This is a genomic window from Gracilibacillus suaedae, from assembly GCF_017599345.1.
Lineage (GTDB): Bacteria > Bacillota > Bacilli > Bacillales > Amphibacillaceae > Gracilibacillus > Gracilibacillus suaedae.
The window spans coordinates 165,989-191,499 of sequence record NZ_JAGFVL010000062.1 but is presented as its reverse complement, the minus strand read 5'-3'; the positions used below and the strand labels follow the sequence as shown (position 1 = coordinate 191,499).

Here is a 25,511-nt window from a genome sequence, read left to right as displayed (position 1 = left end):
AAACCATTTAAGATTACTAGAATTTATGCTCCACTATGAATATCTGCTCTTTTATATAAACTAAAACAAACCGACAATGGGACTACTAAGCAAACGGCTAAGGTTAGATAAACAGGTGATACATCCACATTCATTAATTCCAAGAAATCATACGTCACTAATACTGGCCCTGACCATGGATAATAAATACCTAAAGGTGTAGTAGCTAACAACCCACACGAAAAGCCTGCAATAATTCCAATCCCAATCGAGACAATATAATTTTTGAAAAGAATGCTAAGCATCACAATAATTGGTGTTATGGAAAAATGAAGAAATACGATTACCAGATTTAAAACTAAAAACTCTCCAAGTAAGGAAAAGCTTAGTGTCTGGTCCACTCTAAACATTCCGAATAATAAAGTAAACAAGAATGATAAAAATATAGTAGCAAAAATCAGAAGAAAAATGACAATAAATTTTGCGATTAATATTTGCTGCCTTGATCGTGGATAGGTAAAAAGCTGGTTAATCGTGTTTTGCTGATATTCTTGTGCGATAATAAATCCAGCAAACAATGCAAATAATGGAGCTCCTATCATGAGGTTGATATAGGTGGAGGATTTGACTAAGACATCTGACCACAATAAATCATTATTATTAGGAGAAGCAATACTAAAAATGGCATTAGCCAAACTGCCCATGATAAACAATAAAGCAATCCAAGATCTTTTCAATTTTAATAGTTCTGTTTGAATAATACTAAGCATAATCTTTACATCTCCCCTTCACTTTATATGTTCATTTTAAACAATGACTCTTAAAAAGATGTAAAAAACTACTTAATTATTTCTTAAAGTTTTACACTATATATCTTTATCAATAAGAGGGAAATGTACAGAAAAAGTAGTCCTTTCCATAGGGATACTACTTACCTCAATCGTACCTCCGTGCATTTGTACTAGCTTTTTTGTGATCGTTAAGCCTAGACCACTACCTTTGAACGATTTCTGACTTCTAGATCTCTCACTTGTATAAAGCCTTTCAAACAACTTGGAAAAATCCTTTGCTTGGATTCCTTGGCCTGAATCCCATATTTCAAGTATTACCTGATCATTTTCCTTCACTACATGTAAGCCGACCTTTTTCCCATCTTTACCGTATTTTAACGCATTGGAAATTAAATTATATAAGATCCTGTCTATACTTAATTGATCTCCTTTTATATATACAGGCTCTCCTGGAAGATCTACCTCTACTTCAATTCCTGCATCGACAAAATCCTGATAAAACATTAGGATCGTTTCTTCCGCTTTTTCCTTTAAATTAACTTTTTCCATTTTTAACGAGATATCTTCTGATTCAATCTTTGCTAATTCAAAAAAATCATAGATTTGATGATTCAGTTTTTCTGCTTTCATCCTGATAATTTCGATAAACTCTTCTTTTTCTGCACCTGTCAGATTAGGATCATTTTTGATCGCTTCTAAATAGCCCAGAATAGACGTTAACGGAGTCCTTAAATCATGTGACATATTAGCAATCATTTGCTTGCGCGTTGATTCTAAATAAGACTGCCTTTCCGCCATTTTCTGAATCGCTTGCAACAATTTATTTAGCTTAATAGCGAGTTTAACCATTCTTCTTGGTGTATAGGGCATTACAAAAAATCGCACATTGTAATTACCTTCGATTGCTAAATCTATATTTTTGTTCCATCTCTTAACCGACACGTTTATTTTATAGAGATAGTACAAAAGTAGAGACATCGTGATGATGAACAGAATAAAGATTACTAAGAATTCCACTTATATCCGATCCCCCAAATCGTTTGTAAGTATTTTGGTTTTGCAGGGTCATCCTCAATTTTTGTCCTTAATTTACTTATATGAACCATAATCGTATTCTCATCGGTTACATAATTCTCCTGCCATATACTATGGTAGATTTGAGATTTTGGAAAAACCTTTCCGGGATTACGCATCAATAATTTTAACAATTCGAATTCTGTTTTCGTCAGATTGATCGTTTTATTTTCTTTTTTAAGGGTGTACGTAATGAGATCTAATTCGAATATTCCTTGTGTTATTTTTGTAGGCTGCTGATCATGACTATCATTGAGATAGAGGTACCTTCTTAGCTGTGCTTTGACCCTTGCTATCAGCTCACCCATACTAAATGGTTTCATGATGTAATCATCTGCCCCTAATCCTAGTGTAAGGATCTTATCCACATCTTCATTTTTTGCAGACAGAACGATGATCGGTATATTTTTTTCCATTCTAAACCGCCTTAACAACTCAAATCCGTCTATTTGAGGCAGCATTAAGTCTAGTATGACTAAGGAATAGCTGTTTAGCTTAAAAAAACGCTCTGCTTCTTCGCCATTGTACACTTGATCAATCAAATATCCTTCTTTTCTTATATATTTGGAAACAAGATTATTAATCTCCCTATCATCTTCTGCATGAAGAATTTTAATATCCATCTGAACCACCTCCTTTTTATTATTACATTAAATCATGTGAAATTCATTAAAATATGACATAATTTCCAAATTTAAGGTTTAATTAAGACTTTTCTTATAGTTATGTAATATTGTTAAGGTAGAATGAATTAAAGATTATTATCCCATAAATGGATAAAAATGAAAAATAGGAGGTATACCATTGAAAAGAGTTCCATACATTCAACAAATGCAGGAAAGTGAATGTGGACTTGCCTGTATTACTATGATACTTCATTATCATCAACATCATATCTCTTTGTCCGATATGCGAAATCATTTTAAAGTTTCTAGAGATGGATTATCATTCAAGGATTTAGTGAACATTGCTTCCTATTATGATTTAAACACGAAATCCTATCAGTGCCCTACTGTCCAACTACACAAAATGAAATTACCGTGTTTAATTCATTTCGATAATAATCATTATGTCGTTTTAAATAAGGTAACCAAGCGTAAAGCCTACATAGTCGACCCTAACAATGGAAAAGCCAAAATCCCTTTAGAGGAATTTCAAAATCGTTACTCTGGTTATTTAATCGAATTCACGCCAACCAAGAATTTTAAGAAGATGAAAGCACAAGGCAATTTCCGCTCTTTTGTTGAAATCATTATTCAGAATAAGAATCTGATTATGTTCATCTGTTTGTCCTCTTTGTTATTACAAATATTCGGGATCATCACCCCGATCACGATTGGATGGATAACAGACAATGTAATCGTACCAGAAGATACAGAAATCCTTCCTACCATCCTGTATATCATCCTTAGTTTATTCTTGTTTTATGAAATATTTTCGATTTTAAGATCCTTTCTGATAGCCAAAATGCAAACATTATTTGATGAAAGTTTAATGAAAAGATTTGTTAGTCATCTGCTGAAACTTCCTTATTCATTTTTCGAGGAAAGAAGTGTTGGAGATTTAGTATTTAATTCTAATTCTCATATTATTATCCGACAGATTCTCTCCAACCGATCCATCACACTTATGATCGATATCATCCTGTTATTCACCTATGCCACCTTTATGTTAATACAATCAGTCGTAATGGGCATGCTCGTTATCTCCTTAGGCATCATGATATTCCTATCCGTACTCATCAGTAGAACTGTAACGAAACGACTCACAGATAGAGATGTCAATGCCCAAGCGAAAACGCAAAGCTTCCTCGCTGAATTTTTACATGGGATGACAGATGTAAAAACATTATCTGTTGAAGGGCAGGTTTACGAAGGCTGGTGGAAGAAGTTTAGCCATCAAATACAAATAACACAAAAAAGGACTTTTTGGACCTCCAGCCTCGACTCTTTTGCAAACGGCATCCTAGTTTTAGCTCCGGCTTTACTGATCGCAGTAGGGGCTTACTATGTGATAAATGGACAAATCAGCTTGGGAACCTTATTAGCTTTTAATGCACTGTCCGCCGCTTTTTTAGCACCTATATCATCCTTAGGTCAAACCTATAATGATTGGTTACTGATAAATTCTTACATCCAAAAAATAAATGACGTCATGTTAACCAAAACAGAGGAAGATCAACAAACAAAAGGTATAACAAACATATTAAAGACAGATCCTCCGAGGCTCCAAGGGCAAATTGAGTTACATCATGTAAGTTTTCAATACGATGATTTTAGTGATCCAATCCTTAAAGACATTCATCTTAAGATATCACCGGGAGAGAAAATTGGAATAGTAGGCTCTTCTGGTTCAGGAAAAAGTACGTTAGCCAAATTATTCTTAGGTCTATACACTCCTTCAGAGGGACAAGTTCTATATGACGGTATATCTCTACAAAGATTGAATTTACCTAGCTTAAGAAAACAAATCGGAACGATATTACAGGAAACCACGTTATTCAATAAATCTGTTTTAGAAAATATACGAATGGAAAATAAGAATATTTCTAATGAACAAGTTAAACTAGCTGCAGAACTGGCGTATATCCATGATGAAATTATTAGCTTCCCTATGGGTTACCATACAATTTTGACCGAAGGAGGTGAGAATTTTTCTGGTGGACAGCGCCAAAGATTATTAATTGCAAGAGCTATTGCACAGCAACCATCCATTCTGATTATGGATGAAGCAACCAGTTCATTAGATTATCAATCGGAAGCTATTATCTCTGAGAATTTACAATCACTAAATATTACTCAAATTATCATTGCCCACCGATTAAGCACCATCAAAGAAGTAGACTGTATTTATGTCATGGATAAAGGAGAAATAGTAGAGAAAGGCACACATGAGGAACTATTAAACAAAAATGGTCACTACTCAGCTCTTTATCGTGGACAGAAGCAGAATATAAAGGAAGAACTAATCGGTAATTAAAAAGGAGGAAATAAATAATGTTCATCACATTAATTAATGAGGATGAAAGAACATTACAAAAATTGAGAAATTTGCTTACGGAATATAATTTTAATTTTGTTTATGTTAACGACACTGTTGAGCTACCAGTAAAATCAAATAATGTAAGCGTACTTAGCTCCAAATCCTTAAAACATATGACGAAAAGCCTCCCTTTTTATTATAAATTCCATGAGAATATCATCCTAGATGTAAGAAAAAGATCTGTCTACAGAAAAAAGGAAAACCTCGAGCTTCCTTTATCTACAATTGAATATGAAATTATCTGTCTGTTATTAGAAAACTTAAATTCAGTTGTGACAACAGATCGACTACTTGACCAGGTTTGGGGAATTGATACACCCGTTGGTACAGATAATCTATATGTCTATATCAATCGGTTGAGGAAAAAAATCGAGCCATATCCAAAATATCCCTCGATTCTTATCACACATAGAAGATATGGCTATGAGCTAAAGCGCATGGATCATCTTCATTATTTAGAGAAGGAAGAGTAAGGTGTCTTCCTTCTCTTTCTTAATGAACGTCAATCTTTCGATAATAACCAATACTTAGCATTAACGGAATATAAAAGACAAAGATCAAAGAAACAATGGACAGGTTATAGCTGAAGGAAGCAAAGCTATAATAATCGGTTAAGCTAAATGCAATACGAGAAGGGATAGACCATGGGAATAGTGTCGCAATATCATACTCCATAATCAAACCCGCAACAACGGCCAAAATAACAGACACAAACATGGGTAGTAAGATGTTTTTTTTCCATACAGTAAGAAGAATCGATAATGGAATTAATGCGAATTGCATCAGGATAACTAACAAATATATAGTCAAATAGTGAAGCAGCATCTCTTCATCTACAGAAGCCTTTAGAAAGCCTACCCCTAAGCCCAAGCTAATAAGAAAGGAAGAAAAAATAACGAAAGTCATCAGGATAAGAATGACCGTCATTTTCCCTAACAAAAAGTGTAACCGTGAATAGGGATAAGTAAATAAATAATTCACAGTTCGCTGCTGATACTCCATAGAAAAAATGTAGCTCGCTATTAAAGCAAACAAAGGGACACCAACAATAAGATTTAAAAAAGCTAAATTCCCTTGCAATAAAGTGAATAAATAATTCGCGTCTTCCCCTTCTTGTAGCTTTGTCATATACAAAGGTAAGAAGCTTAAGATGATCGGGACAATCGTGGCAATCGGCAAAATCCAAAGAATAATCGAACGTTTCAGCTTTAATAATTCGGTATAGATCACATTAAAAAACATCTAGGCCCCCTCCGTAAGCTCTATGAAATAATCTTCCAATGTATCTTTGGAAATATCTATCTTATTTACATCAATATTGTTTTGAATAAATAGCTTGTTTATCTTCGTACTATCATTTAAATTTTCATATACTCGGATAATTCCTGGTTCAACAATTTGAAAATCATGGATGTCAAGTTTTTCTTCTAATAAGAAGGTAGCCATTTGGTCATCATTGACTTGAAACTCTATATAATGTCTGTTCATTTCTCCTATTGTTTCCGAGCTAATCTCTTTAAGCAATTTACCTTTATGAATGATGCCGATCTTTTCGGCTAATTGCTCCACCTCACTTAAAATATGACTAGATATTAATACTGTAATATTTCTTTCCTTTGCTAAATGTTTAATCATCTTTCTTACTTCTTTTATCCCACTAGGATCAAGTCCATTTGTTGGCTCATCTAAAAGTAGTAGCTCAGGCTCGTGTAAAAGAGCACGAGCAATTCCTAACCTTTGCTTCATCCCTAGTGAATAGGTTTTAACCCTTCGCTTTTTAGATTCGAATAAATTAACCTGCCTTAATGCATCGTCCACCGCATTTTTATCCGGATAACCCATTAATCGTCTATGAATCTCTAAGTTTTCTTCACCAGTAAGATTTGGATAAAAACCAGGTGTTTCGATCATCGCCCCTATTTTCTCAAATGGACGATTTTGTTTGCTTGCATTAATTCGCTCACCAAATAGCTCCATTTCTCCTCGTGAAGGTTTAATTAAACCTACAATCATTCTCATCGTAGTCGTCTTCCCTGCACCATTTTGCCCAAGAAAGCCATATATTTGCCCTTTTTGAATATTCATATCTACATTGTCAACGGCTATAATATCGTTATATTGCTTCGTCAAACCCATTGTTCTTAATACATAATCCACTTTCCTCACCTACCCTATATATCATTACTTCTACTATAACCGATAATTCTTAATCAACTTTTAAGATCATCTAAAAAAAACCTTAAAATTACATTGCACAAAACTGCCTAACCCATCACTAACCATCAGCGGGGGAAGGAATACCACCACTGATGGTAGCCTCATTCTTATTTATTAACGGCCTTTTGGTATTCAACAGAGTTCCTCTCTTGACTGTTTTTTGGAGGCTCTAAATATAATGGAGAAGGAACCTCTTGAGGTCTTGCTAGCTGGAGAAGTCCATGTCCTATCCCAGAAAGTCCGAGCATCAGGCCGGGCATTTGCACCCCTGGTATCGAGCCACATTCCCAATCCGACACAGAATCGATAGTCCTTAAGATGTGCTGAGCCTTTTGTTCAACCATTTTTTGTAGAGAATAATTGTTTGACTTTGCTGCAGCGAATTGAAGAGATAAGAGATTTCCTAAATCACCATGACACAAACAATGACTATCATTGATCGTTTCCTTCGTTAATTGGGTCGTAATCCTGATTTCTTCCTTGAATTGTTTATCCTCGAAGCTATCACTCATTACAATTCTGGAAATACCGATTCCAGGAGCTCCATTACACCAGTGTGGACCTACTAGCTGTTGATCCCCAGGAACACGGTAATCTAACCAGTTATTATGCTCAGGAAGAAACAGTGATCTTTCATATTCTAGTGCCTGTTGCGCCATCTGCTTAAAAGAAGAATCTCCCGTATGATCGTATAATAAAGAAAGAGACCAAGCAATTCCAGCACTACCATGTGAAAATCCAACAACAGGTCGGTGAGCAGTGCTATTAACCCAGCCATATCCATGCTCTGTTTTTTGGGCATTGCGGATGAGGTGCTCTCCACAATGAAGCGCATTATCTAGAAAAGCTTTATCTCCCGTTACATTATACAGCTGTAAGTATACAGGAATAGCACCGGCCACTCCTCCTAACACATCATACTCTTTATCGTGATTTATATAATCTTTTAGGTGATGTGCTTCAACGATCGCTTGTTCCAATAGATCGGTATCATTCCAGATCTGTGATAGATGAATCATCGTATAAACAACAGAGTTATTACCCTGATAGGCGGAAATATTCTTCAAATATTGATCATTTTGTGTGAAATATAATGCAGCATTTAGTGCAGCAAGAGATAAATCCTTGAATTTTTCTATATTCGTTACCTTTGCTAGATAGGAGGTGAAATAGGCAATGCCAGATAAACCGTTGTAAAGACCTGCATCCAATAAGGAATATTGCCACTGGGAATAGTTGCCCATCCACTGTAATCCTAGCCAAGTAACGTCCTTTCTATCACTGCCCCAAATCGCTTTAGAAGCTAAGTGATTCCCAATATCGATGGCCGCAACCAAAAAGTCGCTGCGATTCGTATCATAATAAATGGGTGCATCATGATGGGGAGATACAGTGTTATTCTTTTGTTTCACCTGTTTAAATTCATGGTTTTTGTTTCCAACACCTAAGGAGGCTTTTATGATTTCCGTTTGGTCCAGCAGATCATCGTAGCTTAAGTCCTCACACCTTTTTAACACTTGCGAAAAACTATCTCTTGGGAAATAATCTTTAATTTTCTGATCATTACTTGTCCAAAGGTCTTTCGAATGAGGTTTCGAATAAAAATAAGGGATGTCTCCTATCAGCAAATCATCTATCTCTGCTGAAACGACTTTCTTAAGGTGAATTGCCTTATCTAAGCCTGACCATAGTCGACCCATTAATCGCTCTCGATCGATGCCGTTTTGTAAAAAATCCGGGTGGTGGCCGCCTTCTAACAATAAAGCATAAACATAAGTTGGTCGTAGCACTTGCCGGGTTTTGTCATCTTTAAAAATAGTGACAAAATGACGTAACTCTTCCTTATGCTCCATGAATAGCTTATAAATCGTTTCAAAACCATTAATTAAATCTTCCTTGTAATGCAATAATTCGATCGATTCTCCATTTAATACCGGCAAATTATTAGCATCTTTCGTTGTGCCTTTTCTCCGAACAACCTTCATTTCATCTGTACCAATATTATCCCAATCCATCCTCGTAAAGGGCGTTTGTTGCCCACCCTTACCACCTAATCCACTTATTTCTGACATTCCTTGATCCTGATTATATCCACCCACTAAAAAGGGTAGTAATTGTGTTCTTAACACACTACTTTCTAACTTTTCCTTAGCGTGCACCATAGCAGAAGAACGAGGGCCGGGAGCATCTTCCCTATGATGAAATAGAGATTCTAAATCAATTAAAACAGGATATTCACCAGAGGCAATAATATTTTCATAATGAAAATCCGTTGCCTCTAACAAATAAAGAACTCCTAAATATCCTCCTTGTCTAAAATAGAAATTCTTCACTTGCGATTCTTGCTCACAGTCCTTCTTGTCAATAAATTCCTCCCATCCATATTCATCATGATCGATTATCTTTTGTATAGGAAATGGACAGGTAAATTCTTTCTGGTTGATCCAGGATAATAGATCTTGGAAGTGCTTACTAATGGCCAATGACTTCGGCTTGTATAAGACTTTCTTTCCATTGTTAAAATGAAAAACCAACACACTCTTCCCTTTTCGATGGAGATCAGAAATTCCACCTTCTATCTTTTTGATACTGTCTACAGACAGCTGCATTTGGATCTCCATTTGTTCTTTATCCTGGTAAAATCTTTCGATTGCTTCTGTGATAAAATGAACCCAATTCTCTGTATATGTAACAAAAAGTCTAATGAGTACTGGATAATCTGTTAAAGTTTTATTCAGTGCATCTATTTCTAACACTCTATTCCGAATAAAACTATTATATCTTTCCTTAGAATCTTCTCCTTCTAATTTGTTCAGCATCTTATCAATATGCATCTCCAGTGTATAAGAAGGGGCTGCAACTAAGGTTAACCTTCTACACAAATTATAAAGTAGATCCTCATTTAATGATCGAATAGACTGTTTATCTAGTTCATAGGTTTTAGATAAGTTATTCCATAGGTTAGCAAGTTGGTCCTTTGCCCATACGATTAGTGGGGATACTCCTCTGGAGAAAGGGAAATCCATTGGTTTCATTAAGGAATCTATCTCCGATTGTACCTTTCCACGTGTTATCTCTATGATTTCCTCCCATTTGTGCATCCAAGCGCACTCCGTCACCGAATTAATATCTCTCCGTTTATCGATATAATGTAAAAGCTCTTGATCACTTAATTGGTAGGAGCTTAAATATTCGTCCAGTAGCTCTTTTTTATTGACGCCGATTTCCTTGCACCATTTTTCATATAGTGATCTTGCCTTTTTCTCATCTATAAAAGCAGAGAAGCTATCTGTTAAAACTCTTTCTGATAGATAGCTTCCTAGTTTGTATTTTCCTTCCATGATTAAATCCTCCTTTTTAAATAACAAAAAGGATGAAGAGACACGTAAGAACCTCTCCACCCTTTGTTGTGATTAGCAGCATCCAGACCAAGAACATACTGTGATTCCGTTATCACAAGTACAGTCACCTGTAAAAGAAGGAATCCAGCCTGGGCCACAGTCACCACCTACAATGTTAGATAATACCTCTGCATCAATTTCAGTTGCAATATTTCCTGATGGGTGATTCATAGCCATTTCCTCTCTTAGCTCCGGATTTTTTAACGCAGCAATTTGCTTTTCCATGAACTTCACCTCCCTTATTCTTTATAGTTTATTTATAAACTATTTCGATTAGATGCGTCCTTAAAACAACCTTTAATTTTCACTTTTTTCAATCGCTTCTTTAATATCTTCAAAATTTGCATTTACACTTTTTCCATCTACGAAAACAGTAGGAACAGAATTTATATTATTTTCTTCCGCAAAGTCTCTGTCCTCCTGTACTTCTTTTTCCAATGCGTCCAGATCAGTAAAATCTGTTGTAGGAGAAAGGTTCTTCGCTATATCTAGTATTTTTTGTTCAGTAAGTTCAGATTCCGCATATAATTCGTGATAAAACTGCCAAAATAACTCCTCGTCCTTAACAAGAAGCGATTCCCCTATGACACTGGCATAGGTCGATTCTGGTTGTTTGACAAATGGGTTATCAATGAAATACATTTTTGCTTTTCCTGTATCAATTAGTTCTTCTTTTATCGCAGGGAACTCTTCCTGCGCAAATTCTTTACAATCTGGACACATAAAGTCGCCAAATTCAACTATGGTAGCTTTCGCATCCGCATTCCCTACCATAGGTTGGTCTTCTATTGGTAGATTTTCTATAGGGGCCGTTTCAAAATTAGTAAACAATAAAAATATCACCACAGCCAAAACGATGACACCACTTGATAATACGATTTTTTTCATAGAATCCTCCTTATAATGAATCAATTGTTTGTTAATATTATATTGAATCTTAATATTATTAACCTTAATACAGGTTTAAGGTTCTTTTGACATAAGGTGAGGAAAGTTGCTATTACTTATTTGTTCTAATAAGCTTTATCTTATACTTGATTCAAATCTCCCAATATTTATTTGGGATAAACCTCTCATTTTTTGAGTTTTTATTGTACTTTTTCATCGAGTAATATATAATCCTTTTTGTCAGCGTTTTCATAAATGAATTTATGCAGGGGGGATAAACACATGGTGACCTTTTTCGTTTCAATCGTGTTATTGATCGTTGCCTATTTTACGTACGGTAAATTTGTTGAAAAAACTTTCGGAGTAGATCATGCACGGAAAACACCTGCTATTGCCAACCAGGATGGTGTTGATTTTGTTCCGATGAAAAAACAAAAGAATGCGATGATTCAATTACTTAATATTGCTGGAACAGGTCCGATATACGGTCCAATTATGGGAGCCCTATTCGGTCCAGTAGCATTTATTTGGATTGTACTTGGTTCGATTTTTGCTGGGGCCGTCCATGATTATTTGACTGGCATGATATCGATTCGCAACAAAGGGGCGCATATACCTGAACTTGCCGGAAAGTTTTTAGGGAAAATTCCCCGGCATTTGGTCAATGCCTTTGCATTGTTGCTCCTTCTTCTAGTCGGAACGGTATTCGCTACCACATCCGGATCACTGCTTCATATTTTGTTAGATGGTCATGTAGCCCTATGGATTATTTTAGGAGTTATCTTTTTTTATTTCGTGTTATCAACGATGCTACCTATTGATAAGATTATAGGTAACATTTATCCTATCCTTGGTGCTATCTTGTTAATGGGGACAGTTGGCGTTGGTTTTGCGATGCTCACGTCAGGAAATGGTTCAGCTATTCCGGAATTGTCATTTGAAAACATGCATCCAGAAAGCCTAGCTATATTCCCGATGTTATTTTTAACGATTACGTGTGGTGCATTGTCAGGATTTCATGCGACACAGTCCCCGCTTATTTCCCGTACAGTGCAAAAAGAGTCACAGGGTCGCTATATTTTCTATGGGATGATGGTTGCTGAAGGAGTTATTGCTATGATTTGGGCAGCGGCGTCCATGAGTCTGTTCCACGGGCAAGAATTAAATGACCTGATTAATGCCGGTACAGCCTCTGCTGTCGTCAATGAAGCATCAACAACTTTGCTTGGCGCAATCGGCGGAACCATTGCCGTGTTAGGCGTTATTGTACTTCCAATTACGTCAGGTGATACTGCTTTCCGTGCCGCAAGATCCGTTATTGCAGATTATATGAAGTTAAATCAAAAGAAAGTAATGAATCGGTTAGTCATTGCAGTACCTTTATTTGCCGTGTCAATCATTTTAACGCAAATTGACTTTAACATCTTATGGCGGTATTTCTCTTGGGCAAACCAGTCAACTGCTGCACTTGCCCTATGGATTGCTACCATGTACTTGCTGTTGAAAGGTAAAAACTATTGGATTTCGCTTGTTCCTGCACTGTTCATTACGGACATGGTGTTTGTCTATATACTAAATGCACCGATTGGCTTTAATCTGTCCATACAAATGTCACATATCGGAGGTATCATCCTAACCGTGATCTTTGCTGTTTGGTTCTTCTGGAAAGCAAATCTTAATAAGGCTAAGAGAATTGAAGCAGATTTACAAAACGTTGCTTAACTCATTAGAAATATATTCCCTAATTCTCTACGCAAAGGAATTCGGGGGTTATAAAAAAAGCTGTGTAGGAAGAGAGAGTACATACGACTCTCTTCCTACACAGCTTAACCCCAATACCGATACTGGTTCCACATTCTGCTATTATAAATCGGTTATTGACCTTTATAGACTCTTGCTTCATATGGTTTTAGTGTAAAGGAAGTAAAAGTATCTGCTTCTGACGCATCATAATTACCAATTAATTTTTCTTCAGCTTCAAAGGAAACATCCTCTGGAAACTCAAATTTCACGTGTTGATGACTAAAGTTAGTTACAACTAAAATTTTTTCACCTTCATAGTTACGAAGATATGCATAAATCTTATCATGATCTTCTAAAATCAATTGATAATCTCCATAAACAATAATCGGATGAGTCTTTCTAAGCTGAATCAGCTGACGATAATAGTGATAGATAGAGTCCTCATCGTTAACAGCTTGCTCTGCATTCACAGTTGTATAATTACTATTTAGCTTAATCCATGGCTCACCATCTGTAAACCCTCCATGCTTAGAATCATTCCATTGAAAAGGTGTTCTTGCATTATCCCTTCCTTTGACATAGATAGATTCCATTACTTTATCATGATCTTCATTACCTTCGATTACTTTTTCCTTATACATGTTTAAGATTTCGATATCTTTATAATCATCGATCGAGTCAAATCGAACATTCGTCATACCAATTTCTTCACCTTGGTAAATATACGGAGTACCTTGTAGCATATGCAGGAAGGTTCCTAGCATTTTCGCTGACTCCACACGGTATTCTTTATCATTTCCAAAACGTGAGACTACTCGTGGTTGATCATGATTATTTAGGTATAAACTATTCCAACCCACTCCTTGTAATCCAGTTTGCCACTTTTTAATATTATCCTTTAAATCGGTTAATTTTAATGGTTTGAGATCCCATTTGCCATTAGGGCCAGAGTCTAAATCCATATGTTCAAACTGAAATACCATTTGTAATTCTTTACGCTCAGGGTCGGTGTATTTTTTCGCTTCCTCTACATCTACACCAGGCATTTCCCCTACTGTCATTACATCATAATTCGAAAGAACCTCTTGATTCATCTCATGTAAGAATTCATGAATACGTGGTCCGTTCATGTAGTATTCGCCACCACCAACGTATTTTTTTTCTTCTGGATTTGCTACATCAGGAAGCTCAGGTACTTTCGAGATGAAGTTGATTACATCCATACGGAAACCATCAATTCCTTTATCTAACCACCACTTCATCATGTCATATATTTCCTGACGAAGCTTTGGATTTTCCCAGTTTAAATCAGGCTGTTTCTTACTAAAAAGGTGTAAGTAATATTCATCCGTCACCTCATCATAATCCCAGGCAGACCCACCGAAAGCAGATTCCCAGTTATTCGGTTCTTTCCCATCTTTACCAGGGCGCCAAATATAGTAATCACGATATGGGTTCTCCTTCGATTTCTTTGATTCTTGAAACCATTGATGTTCATCTGAGGAATGATTAACCACAAGGTCCATGATTAATTTCATTTCACGTTTGTGCATTTCATCTAATAAGTTTTCCCAGTCTTGCATTGTTCCGAATTCATCCATAATTGCTTGATAATCTGAAATATCATAGCCATTGTCATCATTTGGTGATTTGTAAACTGGAGATAACCAGATAACATCCACACCAAGATTTTTTAGGTAATCTAACTTTTCGATAATGCCTTGAATATCGCCAACTCCGTCTCCATTACTATCATTGAAACTTCGCGGATAAATTTGATAGACCACACTTTCTTTCCACCATGCTTTTTTCATATAGATTCCCCCTATTTGACAGCATTCGTCTATTTTGTTCCTGCTACCGTAACATAATCATTTATTTTTCTTTATTAACTATCTATTATTTCAGTGATCCTCTCATCACACCGCCAATAATCCATTTTTGTGCAAAGATATAGATAATAATCATTGGCAACATCGCCATTAAATAAGATGAAAAGGCTAAGTTATAATCCGTACTAAACTGTCCTTGGAATGCATATTGCACTAACGGTAATGTATATTGGCTTGAATCACTTAAAATAACGAGTGGTAACATGAAGTCATTCCAAGCAAACAATGCGGTTAAGATTGCAACCGTTGCATGCATTGGCTTCATAATCGGGAAAATAATTTTCCAGAATACCTGCCAGGTAGTTGCACCATCAATAATGGCTGCTTCCTCTAATTGCATGGGAATTGATTTTAGAAAACCAACATAAACGAATACATTAAAGGCTAATTGCATGACCACATTTAAAAAGGCAAGTCCGATTAAGTTATCCATACCCCACATACTTGTTTGTTGTACAATTGGTAACATAATAATGGGGAATGGGATGAACATGGCACTAATAAAATAGAAATATAGAAACTTATAAAACTTCTTATGCATATTTCTAGCAATTGCATATGCCACAAGCGAATGTGTTAGCAACACCAACACTACTGTTATCACGGTTACGAAAACACTGTTACCTAATGCTCTAAAGAAATTGGTCATCTCAATAGCAGTAATAAAGTTTGAAATCGACCAAGATTCTGGCAATGCTAATAAGTTACCTGACATTTCTTGAGGTGTTTTAAACGCGATTGTTATCGTTAAATATAATGGAAAGAAAATAAATAGTGAGCCAAGAATTAATAACGCTGTTACTTTCCAATTTTTTTTCCCTGTCATATTACTTCACCTCTCTTCGTTCAAGCACACGTAATTGGATAAGAGAAATTACAACGATTACAATAAAGTAAACAACTGCATTGGCTGATTGGTAGGCGAATTCTCCACCCTCGAAACCACCGCGATAGATTAGTAATGAGATAGATTCAGTCGCTTGACCTGGTCCACCACCTGTTAATGCAACAATTTGATCAAATGCCATTAAAAAGTTTTTCATGGCCACAACCATATTAATAGTGAAAAACGGCGCAATAAGCGGGAACGTTATTTTCCAAAACTTCTTCCATGATCCAGCTCCATCAATATCTGCTGCTTCGTATAACTCATTTTCAATCGTAGATAATCCTGCTAAGTAAAGCAGTGTGTTAAATGCCGCAGACTGCCATACCGCAAGAATAACAACGCCTATCCAGGCCAAATCTGGATTTCCTAAAATATTCGATGATAGAATTTCAATCCCTAGCGCTTTACCCATGTCAGGTAATAAATGTGTAAAGATAAACTTGAAAATATAACCTACAATTAAAACACTTAGAATAAAGGGTAAGAAATAGGTTGCACGTAATGTTTTTCGAAACTTAATATTTGCATTAAGTCCCAAGGCAATCAGTAAACTAACAATATTTACAAGAATTGTTGCGGTTATAGCAAACTGAAAAGTAAAACCATATGCACTTAAAGCACGATCATCCTGAAAGACATTGAAATAGTTTTTAAATCCTACGAAATCCCAATTACCATATCCTTTATAGTCAGTAAAACTATAAAATATCCCTTGTAGTGCTGGATATGTGTGAAAGGTGAAAAAGATGACAAATGCAGGAATAACCATTATTAGATAGGTATAGTTTTTTTTCACCATGAAATGATCTCTCCTTTAAAAATAAAGTAGGGGCTCTTCAGGAAAAACCCCTAAACCTTTAGCGATTGATTACTTTATCCCACTCAGCATCTAATGTTTCTAGTGCTGCCTCCTTATCCTCTTTAATAAGGAAATCTTGTACTAGATTTTCCGCTCCCATACCAGCTGGATAGTAGTGATCAGGAAAGCTAGTTAAACGATCTTCTTCAAAATTCACTTTAATTCCATCAAACACTGGATCTTCTTGGAATACTCCTTGGATAGCTGAGAATGCTTTTTGTTCTTCAATATAGCGCTGTGCTGTTTCTTGACTAGCCATAAACTCAATAAACTTCAATGCTTCTTCTTTGTGATCTGTATCTTCATTAACAGTTAACACTACATCGACCCCAGACACTAAGTCGTTTTCTTCTGCTTCATTAGTGGAAGGTAATGCAAATGTTCCTAATTCAATATCAGGATTTGCCTTTACAATCTCAGGAATTGCCCAGTTCCCTTGAATATAAAATACCCCTTCACCATTAGCGAATGCCGTATTACCATCACTATAGCCAATTCCAAAATTATCCTCATGTCCATAATCTAGTAGCTCTAACATTCTATCAGCAACAACATCATATTCTTCCACCATTGTTGCTTGCCCTGCACTTTTTCGCTCTGCAAAATCGTCAGCGACTAGGTTACCTGCAACACCATTCCATATTGGCATCGCTGTCCACGCTTCTTGTAGTGTAAAGTAAATTGGCGTTTCACCAGCATCTTTTGCTGTCTCTAATGCTGCCACAAACTCGTCCCAAGTATTTGGAATATCTATCCCTAATTCTTCTGCTTTTTCTTTATTATAGATAACGGTATTGGCGTTTGTTGCATAAGGAATTCCATATGCCCCCTCTTCCTCAGATCCTACTAACTGTCCAAGCATATCTACATAAGAAGATTGCACTTCTCCAAGAACCTCTGAATCTATAAAGTCATGGAATACACCAGCACGAGCTAATTCACCATAAGTGGCATTTCCGCCTAAAGACATAATATCTGGCAAGTCATTTTTCGTTAATCTCGTTTTTATGACCGTTTCTGCTTCCGGTGGTGCTTCTAACTCGATATTGATATTTGGATTCTGTTCTTCAAATTCTTCAATTAACCCGTTATAAGTATCAATACTTTCCGATTTATTGGAAAAAAGCTCTAATGTTACTTCACCACCTCCGCTACCGCCATTAGAACCACATCCAGCTAATAATAAAGAAGTCCCTAAGCCAAGTGTAACTAATCCTTTTGTTATTTTTCTCATTCTTAACCCTCCATATATTTTGGTTTAACGTAAACGTTTACGTTAAAAGTATGAGTAAACGTTTACGTAAAGCGTAAAAGGAACACGTTATCACGATAGTTCCTTTACACTTTGTCTTTCTACTATTTCATGAGGAAATATGCGACTTTCAACAGATCTATTTGTTTCCATCATTTCAAATACGAGTTCTGCTGCTTTCTTTCCCATTTCTACTAAAGGCTGTGCAACAGTCGTTAACGGTGGTGTACTCATTTCTGCTATTCTGAGATTATCATAGCCAATCACCGACAACTGATCAGGTACATGAATGTTCATTTTATAAGCAGCTGACAAGATACCTAATGCTACTTCATCACTGGCTGCAAAAACAGCAGTTATTTCTGGAAACTGGTTAATCAGTTTATGAAAACCATTTACGCCATCCTCAAAACTAAAACCTTCTGCTACAATCCACTCATCTTTGACGGGTAGTTCATGCACCTTCATTGCTTCCATAAACCCATCAATTCTTGGTTGACCAGCTATGATGTCTCCTCTTCTTCCACTAATCATGCCAATTTTTCGATGACCTTTTTTTATTAGGTATTCTGTTGCACTGTATGCAGCACGACGATCACTTACTTTGACATATGGTACAGGGAAATCAAAGGATTCAGTAGATAACATTACCATTGGTATATCCATATCCTTAATGAGTTGATAATAGTCTTTCTTAAGCACTTCACTCGTGAAGACGATACCATCGATCTGCTTTTCTTTTAATACTTGTAAATATTGCCTCGTTTTTTGCCCTTGGGATTCCGTGTGACAAACAATGACACTCGAACCATATTCATGGGTAACATGTTCAATCCCACTAATAAATTCGGACATTAGCATACTAGAAATCTCTGGAACTAATACTCCTATTGTATGAGTACGCTTACTAATTAATCCTCGAGCTAATCCATTCGGATGATAACCAAGTTCTTGTATAACTTGTAGAACTTTTTGTTCTGTCTCTTTCGAATAGCCTGGTTTATTATTTACAATTCTTGAAACGGTTGCAATAGATACATTTGCTTTTTTGGCTACATCCTTAATTGTAATAGTCATGTTCAGTACTCCTTCTAAACCTCGTAAACGTTTACGTAAGTTATAATAGCACGAAAAGAAAGGGATTTCAATATTAATTTTTGAATTGTTTATTTTATCTTATTCGCCATATGCGTTTCACTAACTCTATTTTCTGTTAAAAAAACTGAGCAAAAAACCACTCAGCTCTTATGACTAAAAGCTAAAGATTTACCATTTCTCTAGCATCCATGGTGAAATACTTGCACAGCTTAACCACCACTCCGGCTACCCACTTCCCTTTCCGTGGGGTTTGGCCTCTATGCGATTTGTTAACTGTCCTATTTAATTTTACAACACTTTTGACAAAAACACTTGAGTTCTTTCGTTTTGCGAATGATTAAATAATTCATCTGGTGTTCCTTGTTCGACGATAAAACCTTCGTCCATAAAGATGACACGATCGGCAACTTCCTTGGCGAAGCCCATTTCATGTGTCACAATAATCATCATCATACCTTCTTCAGCCAAATCTTTCATAACCTGAAGGACTTCTCCGACCATTTCAGGGTCTAGAGCCGAAGTAGGCTCGTCAAACAACATAATGTGCGGTTCCATGGCTAAAGCACGAGCAATAGCTACCCGTTGTTTTTGCCCGCCAGATAAGTTATCGGGATATACCTCTGCTTTGTCTACCAATCCAACTTTATCAAGTAACTGCGTGCCTAATTCATTTGCTTCTGATTTTGTTTTGCCTTTTAATTTTTTTGGTCCCAACGTAATGTTTTCCATTACCGTCATGTGTGGGAACAGATTGAATTGTTGGAACACCATTCCCATTCTCTGGCGCAACTCATTAATATTAATTTTGGGAGCAGTCAGGTTGTCCCCTTCGATCAAAATATCGCCACCTGTTGGTTCCTCTAACAGGTTCATGCAACGTAAAAGTGTACTTTTCCCTGAACCTGAAGGACCGATAACACACACTACTTCTTGTGATTGAACATCGATATTTATATCTTTCAGAACCTCTAACTTACCAAATGATTTCTTAAGATTTTGTACTTCAATCATTTTCATGCGACATCTAATCTCCTTTCAAGCCAACGAGCGAATAGGCTTAATGAATAAATAATCACAAAATACAGTACTCCAACTGCGAATAATATTTCAAAAGCACGGTAATTAGCTGCATAAATGGATTGGCCAGATAAAGTAAGCTCGGCTAACCCAATAGCAGAAAGGAGTGAAGTATCTTTAATACTTACAATAAATTGATTAACAATTGCGGGGATCATGCGCTTTATTGCTTGAGGTAAGATGATTAAACGCATCGTTTGAGCATAAGAAAACCCAATTGTTCTTCCAGCTTCCATTTGTCCTTTATCGATAGAGTTTATTCCAGCACGGAAAATTTCTACTAAATAGGCTGCGGCATTGACCGTTATCGCAATCACACCTGCAGAAAATGCTGTTAGATCAATATCAATTACACTTGGCAAACCAAAGTATATAAATAATATTTGAACGAGTAAGGGTGTTCCTCGAATGATATCAACAAAAGCCATGGAAAACCCTCTTAAGATTTTACTTTTTGTTATACTAAATACACCTAATATCAGTCCAATAAACATAGCGAGAATAAGTGATATAACAGTAATTTCTATTGTTACTCCCATCCCTCTTAATAGAGTGGGCAACCCCTCAAGAATAACCTCTATAGTTTCCATAATAACTGGTATCCCTCTTTCTTTTAGAAAAGGTGTGGCAAGAAACACTATTATTCAGAAAAATATTTATTATAAAGCTCGTCAAACTTACCACTATCTTTAAGCTCTTGAAGACCAGTATTGATTTTTTCTACTAGTTCTTCACTTCCTTTAGAGATGGCAACTCCATAGTCTTCACTTGGATACTTATTACCAACTAAGCGAAGATCGGAATCTTCCCCATCCTGGTTGATTTTATAGGCAACACTTGGATAATCATTGATGACAGCATCGGCATTACCGTTTTCTAATTCCATATACATGGTCGCATCATCTTGCAATTTCGTGACCTCACCGTTATATTCTTCAGCCAGTTTGTTGGCTAGCTCCAAACTGGATGTCCCTTGTTTTGCTACAATGGTTTTTCCTTCTAAGTCTGCTTCTTCTTCAATATCACTATCTTCTAAAGTAATTAATGATAAACCAGATTCAAAATATGGATCGGAGAAATGGACAACTTCCAAACGATCCTCTCTTATTCCGATAGCCGATACAGCTGCATCTACTTGATTAGCCTGAAGTGCTGGGATAATACCATCAAATTTCATGATCTCCCAGTTAACAGCTAAGTCTGCCTTCTCAGCAATCGCCTCCACTAGCTCTACATCAAAACCAGTTAATTCATCATCAACTTTATACTCAAATGGTGGATAATCCTGCACCACAGCAACAGTAATCTCTTCTTTTGTTTCACTCGAAGTGTTACTATTATCTTCGCCACCTGTTCCACAACCTGCCAAGGCAAGTACAATGATACCTACTAAAGCAATCATGACAAGTTTATTAGCGAGTGTGTCTTTCTTTTGTTTATTCATCAAGAATAAGCCTCCCACAAAATTTATTTGTCACAAAATGACTCTATCTATTGTTACAAATAAAAATAATATTTGTTTATGATGATATGTTTATGTTTCATCAGTTATGATGATTTATATGATAGATTTTGCAGATATTCTCAGAGAGTTAGATATACTGTTATATTCTCAAAGATTGCAATAGAAATAGGGATGAACTTCTCCCTCCAATTTTTATATATTATTTTATAAAGAAATACTATTAAAGAAAGTAATGATAGTGAATAACACGGTTAGATTCACGTCGATTAATCCTCATTACTTGCAGCATCTTAGTAGTTAACACAGCTTTGCAACACGAAAATGCTTTAAGTTTACTATTAACAACGAAATGGATACAATAATTGCAAAAGGGAGAGTGATAGTAAATGAAATATATGAATACGTGGAACCTAGAAACAATTTTCCCTGGAGGAACAAAATCCCAGGAATTACAATCGAAGTTAACTGATATACATAAAGAAATTAGCGAGTACCAATCACTATTAACTAACTGGCATCATCAACCAAAATCAGTGGATACATTTCATACAATCTTACATAAACAAGAGACTATTAGAAATGGATTAGCACAAGCTTCGACATTTGTCCATATGTGGCATGATGCCTATATGAATGATGAGCATGCCAATGTCGTAAAAGGACAGATTATGGAGCTGTATAGTGAGGTACAAAAGGCTACCAATACTTTTACGAAACAATTAGTTGAAATTGCAGACGATGATTGGCAGCAACTATTAGAAGATAAAGATTTAAGCAAAGTTGCTTTCGCTTTAAATGAAATGCGAAATAAAGGAAAACGTCTACTCTCTGAAGACGAAGAAGAGTTAATTGCAGAGCTGAATAAAGATGGTTTAGCAGCATGGAGCGATTTATACGATACAGTCGTTTCGATTATGACGATTCCTTTTACAGATAATGAAGGGAACACTACCGAATTATCTGTAGGGCAAGCGATGAATAGAATGTATGCTGATCCAGATCCTGATGTGAGGAAACAAATATTTGAAAATTGGGAAGCGGCATGGTCGAAGAATAGTCCCATCTTTGCCGATATTTTAAATCATTTAGATGGCTATCGGATTACACTGCAAAATAAACATCAATATCAACATCACTTAGAAGAACCTTTAGAATATAATCGGATGACAAAAGATTCGTTAAATGCGATGTGGTCAGCCGTTGCCAATAATAAACAACCATTTCTTGATTTTATCAGCCAAAAAGCAAAATTATTAGGTATGGACAAACTAGGTTGGCAGGATGTCGATGCTCCAGTAGCATTAGGCGATGTGGAACCTACACGTTTTACATATGATGAAGCATGCGATTTTGTCATTGAAAACTTTGCCTCTTTCGGTTCAAAACTTGCGGACTTCGCCAAGCATGCATTAGAAAATCGTTGGGTTGAAGCTGAAGATAGACCGAATAAGCGACCAGGAGGATATTGTACGAGTCTTCCAGAGTTTAGTGAATCGCGCATTTTCATGACATTTACTGGTTCATCCTCTGACACAAGTACCTTAGCACATGAATTAGGGCATGCATTCCATAGCCATGTGATGAAAGATCTGCCAGCATTAAATCGTAACTATGCCATGAATGTAGCAGAAACAGCTAGTACGTTTGCTGAGACCGTTATTAATAACGCGACGATAGAAAACGCAAAATCTGAGAAAGAAAAGATTTCCTTATTAAACGCGAAACTAGAAAATGCTACAGCAATGTTCATGAACATTCATGCTCGTTTCTTATTCGAAAATGCATTTTATCAGGAACGTGCCAACGGTGTTGTGTCAGAAAAAAGATTAAATGAGTTAATGGTGGCAGCACAGAAGGAAGCTTATGGAGATAGCCTAGCTAACTACCATCCACATTTCTGGAGTAGTAAGTTACACTTTTTTATTGATGATGTGCCATTCTATAACTTCCCATATACATTCGGGTTCTTGTTCAGCTTAGGCATCTATGCGAAATACTTAGAATCTCCTGAAGGCTTTGAGGAAAGATATATTGCCTTATTACGTGATACTGGATCAATGAAGGTAGAAGAGCTTGCCGAGAAGCATCTTGGTGTAGATATTACAAAAGAAGATTTCTGGGCAGCTGGTATTCAATTATTGGCGAAAGACGCGGAAGAGTTTATACGATTAACCGATAAATAAAATGAGCATTTAACTATTTATGGAGATACAAATTATTTTCGTTTTGTATCTCCACTTTAATAATCTTTATATCTTCGGTCCTGCCTCCACAATTTCTTGTGTTACATTAGAAAAACGTTCAAAGTTTGATGAGAATTTCTCTGCTAACTCTTGTGCTTTCTTATTATAATCTCCTTGGCTTTCCCAAGTTAGACATGGGGTTAAGATTTCTGTTGGAACGCCGTCAATCATTTTAGGCACATATAGACCAAAATGGGAATCTTGCTTATAATTGGCTTTCTCCAAATCCCCATTTATTGCTGCTCGAACCATCGTGCGAGTGTAGGTTAAATTTATTCTTTCACCAACTCCGTATGATCCACCAGACCATCCTGTATTCACAAGATAAACACGTACATCATGTTCAGCGATTTTTTTACCGAGCAACTCAGCATATACACTTGGGTCAAGTGGAAAGAACGGCTCACCAAAGCAAGTAGAAAAGGTCGCTTCTGGCTCCGTAACACCACGTTCCGTACCAGCAAGCTTCGATGTATACCCAGATAGAAAGTGATACATCGCCTGCTCTTTCGTTAATTTCGATATAGGTGGAAGTACACCAAATGCATCTGCTGTAAGAAATATAATAACTTTCGGATGACTTGCAATACTAGGATTAACTGCTCCAGGTATATTTGCAATTGAATAAGCTGCACGTGTATTTTCGGTATGCGTGCTATCATCAAAATGCAACTTACGGGTATCTGGATCAATTGCTACATTCTCTAGAACGGAACCATATTGAATAGCATCCCATATTTGTGGTTCTTTTTCTTGTGAAAGTCCGATACACTTTGCGTAACAACCACCTTCAAAATTAAAAACACCACTATCTGACCAACCATGTTCATCATCGCCAATCAAATATCTTTCCACATCCGCCGATAATGTTGTTTTTCCTGTTCCGGATAATCCAAAAAACAACGCCACATCATCTGAATTATCTCCCCTATTAGCAGAGCAATGCATTGGTAAAACACCTGCGAAAGGGAGTAAATAGTTAAGCACACTAAAAATAGATTTCTTCATCTCTCCTGCATAAGCAGTACCACCAATTAACACTGTTTTTCGTTCAAATGAAATCGCAATAAACGTTTCAGAGTTTAATTCATCTTTGTTAGGATCGGCTTTTAAGCCGGGTAGACAAATCACAGTAAAATCAGGTTCTTGTTTTTTAGCTTCCAGATCATTTTGCTCGATAAATAGCTGTTGGACAAACAAGTTATGCCATGCAAATTCATTGATAATGCGGATGGAGCGCTTATGTTTTGGGTCTGCACCAGCCGCCCCTTCAAACGTAAATAACTCCCGTTCAGACATATAGGCTAATGCTTTTCGATACAGGGAATCAAATGTATCTTGAGACATCGGCTGATTGACTTTCCCCCACATCACATTTTCCTTTGTAACAGAATCGTCTACTATATATTTATCCTTTGGTGATCTACCAGTAAATTCCCCGGTATAAGCATGTAGTGCTCCTTTTTCCGTAAGCATAGCTTCCTTTCGGGTAATCGCCTTCTCTATTAGTTGGGATACTGACAAATTCCTGTTAAAGTTTTCAAAATAGAAATCATCTACCGTATTAAGCACTTTCACTCTTCTCATCCCTTCTCTTCGTA

21 protein-coding genes are annotated in these 25,511 nt (G+C 36.4%); 4 read left to right on the top strand and 17 right to left on the bottom strand.

All coding sequences use genetic code 11. The annotated features are described in order from the left end of the window. Positions 1-23 precede the first annotated feature (23 nt). The 3 genes from J5J03_RS19465 to J5J03_RS19455 all read right to left on the bottom strand — a co-directional run bounded on the left by J5J03_RS19465 (position 24) and on the right by J5J03_RS19455 (position 2,467). On the bottom strand, positions 24-749 hold the full coding sequence (locus tag J5J03_RS19465; protein ID WP_208592030.1) for an ABC transporter permease: 726 nt from the start codon (positions 747-749) through the stop codon (positions 24-26). A 96-nt stretch (positions 750-845) separates the two neighbouring features. Further along, positions 846-1,787 carry a sensor histidine kinase gene (locus J5J03_RS19460; RefSeq protein WP_208592029.1) on the bottom strand — a complete coding sequence of 314 codons (942 nt, stop codon included), beginning with the start codon at positions 1,785-1,787 and terminating at the stop codon, positions 846-848. Continuing rightward, positions 1,775-2,467 carry a response regulator transcription factor gene (locus J5J03_RS19455; protein ID WP_208592028.1) on the bottom strand — a complete coding sequence of 231 codons (693 nt, stop codon included), beginning with the start codon at positions 2,465-2,467 and terminating at the stop codon, positions 1,775-1,777. The genes J5J03_RS19460 and J5J03_RS19455 overlap by 13 nt, the downstream gene beginning before the upstream one ends. A gap of 181 nt (positions 2,468-2,648) precedes the next feature. Here J5J03_RS19455 and J5J03_RS19450 point away from each other — a divergent pair, with 181 nt between their 5' ends. Together J5J03_RS19450 and J5J03_RS19445 are read left to right on the top strand one after the other, a co-directional pair. Beyond that, positions 2,649-4,823, top strand: coding sequence for a peptidase domain-containing ABC transporter (locus J5J03_RS19450; protein WP_208592027.1), 2,175 nt, complete (start codon positions 2,649-2,651; stop codon positions 4,821-4,823). Positions 4,824-4,840: 17 nt separating this feature from the next. Then, complete coding sequence (locus J5J03_RS19445) at positions 4,841-5,359, top strand: winged helix-turn-helix domain-containing protein (RefSeq protein WP_208592026.1); 519 nt, start codon at positions 4,841-4,843, stop codon at positions 5,357-5,359. Between the two features lie 19 nt (positions 5,360-5,378). On the opposite strand, the gene J5J03_RS19440 is transcribed toward J5J03_RS19445, so the two are convergent. The 5 genes from J5J03_RS19440 to J5J03_RS19420 form a co-directional block, all read right to left on the bottom strand. After that, positions 5,379-6,128 (bottom strand): ABC transporter permease, encoded by a 750-nt coding sequence (locus J5J03_RS19440; protein WP_208592025.1) that lies wholly within the window; start codon positions 6,126-6,128, stop codon positions 5,379-5,381. After that, a complete protein-coding gene (locus tag J5J03_RS19435) occupies positions 6,129-7,043 on the bottom strand; it encodes an ATP-binding cassette domain-containing protein (RefSeq protein ID WP_163581375.1) in 915 nt (304 codons plus the stop codon). A 167-nt stretch (positions 7,044-7,210) separates the two neighbouring features. Beyond that, entirely contained in the window at positions 7,211-10,444 is a 3,234-nt protein-coding gene (locus tag J5J03_RS19430) for a type 2 lanthipeptide synthetase LanM family protein (RefSeq protein WP_208592024.1), read from the bottom strand. A 72-nt stretch (positions 10,445-10,516) separates the two neighbouring features. After that, the gene (locus tag J5J03_RS19425) at positions 10,517-10,729 is read right to left on the bottom strand and encodes a plantaricin C family lantibiotic (protein WP_163581377.1); all 213 of its coding nucleotides are present in this window, start codon (positions 10,727-10,729) and stop codon (positions 10,517-10,519) included. A 72-nt stretch (positions 10,730-10,801) separates the two neighbouring features. After that, a complete protein-coding gene (locus tag J5J03_RS19420) occupies positions 10,802-11,392 on the bottom strand; it encodes a DsbA family protein (RefSeq protein ID WP_208592023.1) in 591 nt (196 codons plus the stop codon). Positions 11,393-11,674: 282 nt separating this feature from the next. Here J5J03_RS19420 and J5J03_RS19415 point away from each other — a divergent pair, with 282 nt between their 5' ends. Beyond that, positions 11,675-13,114, top strand: coding sequence for a carbon starvation CstA family protein (locus tag J5J03_RS19415; RefSeq protein ID WP_208592022.1), 1,440 nt, complete (start codon positions 11,675-11,677; stop codon positions 13,112-13,114). A gap of 152 nt (positions 13,115-13,266) precedes the next feature. On the opposite strand, the gene J5J03_RS19410 is transcribed toward J5J03_RS19415, so the two are convergent. The 8 genes from J5J03_RS19410 to J5J03_RS19375 all read right to left on the bottom strand — a co-directional run bounded on the left by J5J03_RS19410 (position 13,267) and on the right by J5J03_RS19375 (position 21,646). Further along, on the bottom strand, positions 13,267-14,949 hold the full coding sequence (locus J5J03_RS19410; RefSeq protein ID WP_208592021.1) for a glycoside hydrolase family 13 protein: 1,683 nt from the start codon (positions 14,947-14,949) through the stop codon (positions 13,267-13,269). An 85-nt stretch (positions 14,950-15,034) separates the two neighbouring features. Beyond that, positions 15,035-15,853, bottom strand: a complete 819-nt coding sequence (locus J5J03_RS19405) for a carbohydrate ABC transporter permease (protein WP_208592020.1) — start codon at positions 15,851-15,853, stop codon at positions 15,035-15,037. 1 nt (position 15,854) lies between these two features. Continuing rightward, the gene (locus tag J5J03_RS19400; RefSeq protein WP_208592019.1) at positions 15,855-16,715 is read right to left on the bottom strand and encodes a carbohydrate ABC transporter permease; all 861 of its coding nucleotides are present in this window, start codon (positions 16,713-16,715) and stop codon (positions 15,855-15,857) included. Between the two features lie 58 nt (positions 16,716-16,773). Continuing rightward, positions 16,774-18,009: an ABC transporter substrate-binding protein gene (locus J5J03_RS19395; RefSeq protein ID WP_208592018.1), complete on the bottom strand. Its 1,236-nt coding sequence runs from the start codon at positions 18,007-18,009 to the stop codon at positions 16,774-16,776. Positions 18,010-18,099: 90 nt separating this feature from the next. Next, positions 18,100-19,104, bottom strand: a complete 1,005-nt coding sequence (locus J5J03_RS19390) for a LacI family DNA-binding transcriptional regulator (protein WP_208592017.1) — start codon at positions 19,102-19,104, stop codon at positions 18,100-18,102. Between the two features lie 309 nt (positions 19,105-19,413). Next, the gene (locus J5J03_RS19385) at positions 19,414-20,136 is read right to left on the bottom strand and encodes an amino acid ABC transporter ATP-binding protein (RefSeq protein WP_208592240.1); all 723 of its coding nucleotides are present in this window, start codon (positions 20,134-20,136) and stop codon (positions 19,414-19,416) included. A 2-nt stretch (positions 20,137-20,138) separates the two neighbouring features. Next, complete coding sequence (locus J5J03_RS19380; protein ID WP_208592016.1) at positions 20,139-20,792, bottom strand: amino acid ABC transporter permease; 654 nt, start codon at positions 20,790-20,792, stop codon at positions 20,139-20,141. A 50-nt stretch (positions 20,793-20,842) separates the two neighbouring features. Continuing rightward, positions 20,843-21,646, bottom strand: coding sequence for a transporter substrate-binding domain-containing protein (locus J5J03_RS19375; RefSeq protein WP_231710855.1), 804 nt, complete (start codon positions 21,644-21,646; stop codon positions 20,843-20,845). 407 nt (positions 21,647-22,053) lie between these two features. Between J5J03_RS19375 and J5J03_RS19370 the strand changes: the two genes are divergently transcribed. Beyond that, entirely contained in the window at positions 22,054-23,850 is a 1,797-nt protein-coding gene (locus J5J03_RS19370; RefSeq protein ID WP_208592014.1) for a M3 family oligoendopeptidase, read from the top strand. Positions 23,851-23,916: 66 nt separating this feature from the next. Here the strand turns inward: J5J03_RS19370 and pckA are convergent, their stop codons facing one another. Then, complete coding sequence (pckA, locus tag J5J03_RS19365) at positions 23,917-25,497, bottom strand: phosphoenolpyruvate carboxykinase (ATP) (protein ID WP_208592013.1); 1,581 nt, start codon at positions 25,495-25,497, stop codon at positions 23,917-23,919. Positions 25,498-25,511 lie beyond the last annotated feature (14 nt).

What these genes read in the sequence shown, in the direction of transcription:
- J5J03_RS19465 (WP_208592030.1), bottom strand. Translation starts at nt 749, where the DNA reads ATGCTTAGTATTATTCAAACAGAACTATTAAAATTGAAAAGATCTTGG.
- J5J03_RS19455 (WP_208592028.1), bottom strand. Translation starts at nt 2,467, where the DNA reads ATGGATATTAAAATTCTTCATGCAGAAGATGATAGGGAGATTAATAAT.
- J5J03_RS19445 (WP_208592026.1), top strand. Translation starts at nt 4,841, where the DNA reads ATGTTCATCACATTAATTAATGAGGATGAAAGAACATTACAAAAATTG.
- J5J03_RS19440 (WP_208592025.1), bottom strand. Translation starts at nt 6,128, where the DNA reads ATGTTTTTTAATGTGATCTATACCGAATTATTAAAGCTGAAACGTTCG.
- J5J03_RS19430 (WP_208592024.1), bottom strand. Translation starts at nt 10,444, where the DNA reads ATGGAAGGAAAATACAAACTAGGAAGCTATCTATCAGAAAGAGTTTTA.
- J5J03_RS19425 (WP_163581377.1), bottom strand. Translation starts at nt 10,729, where the DNA reads ATGGAAAAGCAAATTGCTGCGTTAAAAAATCCGGAGCTAAGAGAGGAA.
- J5J03_RS19420 (WP_208592023.1), bottom strand. Translation starts at nt 11,392, where the DNA reads ATGAAAAAAATCGTATTATCAAGTGGTGTCATCGTTTTGGCTGTGGTG.
- J5J03_RS19415 (WP_208592022.1), top strand. Translation starts at nt 11,675, where the DNA reads ATGGTGACCTTTTTCGTTTCAATCGTGTTATTGATCGTTGCCTATTTT.
- J5J03_RS19410 (WP_208592021.1), bottom strand. Translation starts at nt 14,949, where the DNA reads ATGAAAAAAGCATGGTGGAAAGAAAGTGTGGTCTATCAAATTTATCCG.
- J5J03_RS19405 (WP_208592020.1), bottom strand. Translation starts at nt 15,853, where the DNA reads ATGACAGGGAAAAAAAATTGGAAAGTAACAGCGTTATTAATTCTTGGC.
- J5J03_RS19400 (WP_208592019.1), bottom strand. Translation starts at nt 16,715, where the DNA reads ATGGTGAAAAAAAACTATACCTATCTAATAATGGTTATTCCTGCATTT.
- J5J03_RS19395 (WP_208592018.1), bottom strand. Translation starts at nt 18,009, where the DNA reads ATGAGAAAAATAACAAAAGGATTAGTTACACTTGGCTTAGGGACTTCT.
- J5J03_RS19390 (WP_208592017.1), bottom strand. Translation starts at nt 19,104, where the DNA reads ATGACTATTACAATTAAGGATGTAGCCAAAAAAGCAAATGTATCTATT.
- J5J03_RS19385 (WP_208592240.1), bottom strand. Translation starts at nt 20,136, where the DNA reads ATGATTGAAGTACAAAATCTTAAGAAATCATTTGGTAAGTTAGAGGTT.
- J5J03_RS19380 (WP_208592016.1), bottom strand. Translation starts at nt 20,792, where the DNA reads ATGGAAACTATAGAGGTTATTCTTGAGGGGTTGCCCACTCTATTAAGA.
- J5J03_RS19375 (WP_231710855.1), bottom strand. Translation starts at nt 21,646, where the DNA reads ATGAATAAACAAAAGAAAGACACACTCGCTAATAAACTTGTCATGATT.
- J5J03_RS19370 (WP_208592014.1), top strand. Translation starts at nt 22,054, where the DNA reads ATGAAATATATGAATACGTGGAACCTAGAAACAATTTTCCCTGGAGGA.
- pckA (WP_208592013.1), bottom strand. Translation starts at nt 25,497, where the DNA reads ATGAGAAGAGTGAAAGTGCTTAATACGGTAGATGATTTCTATTTTGAA.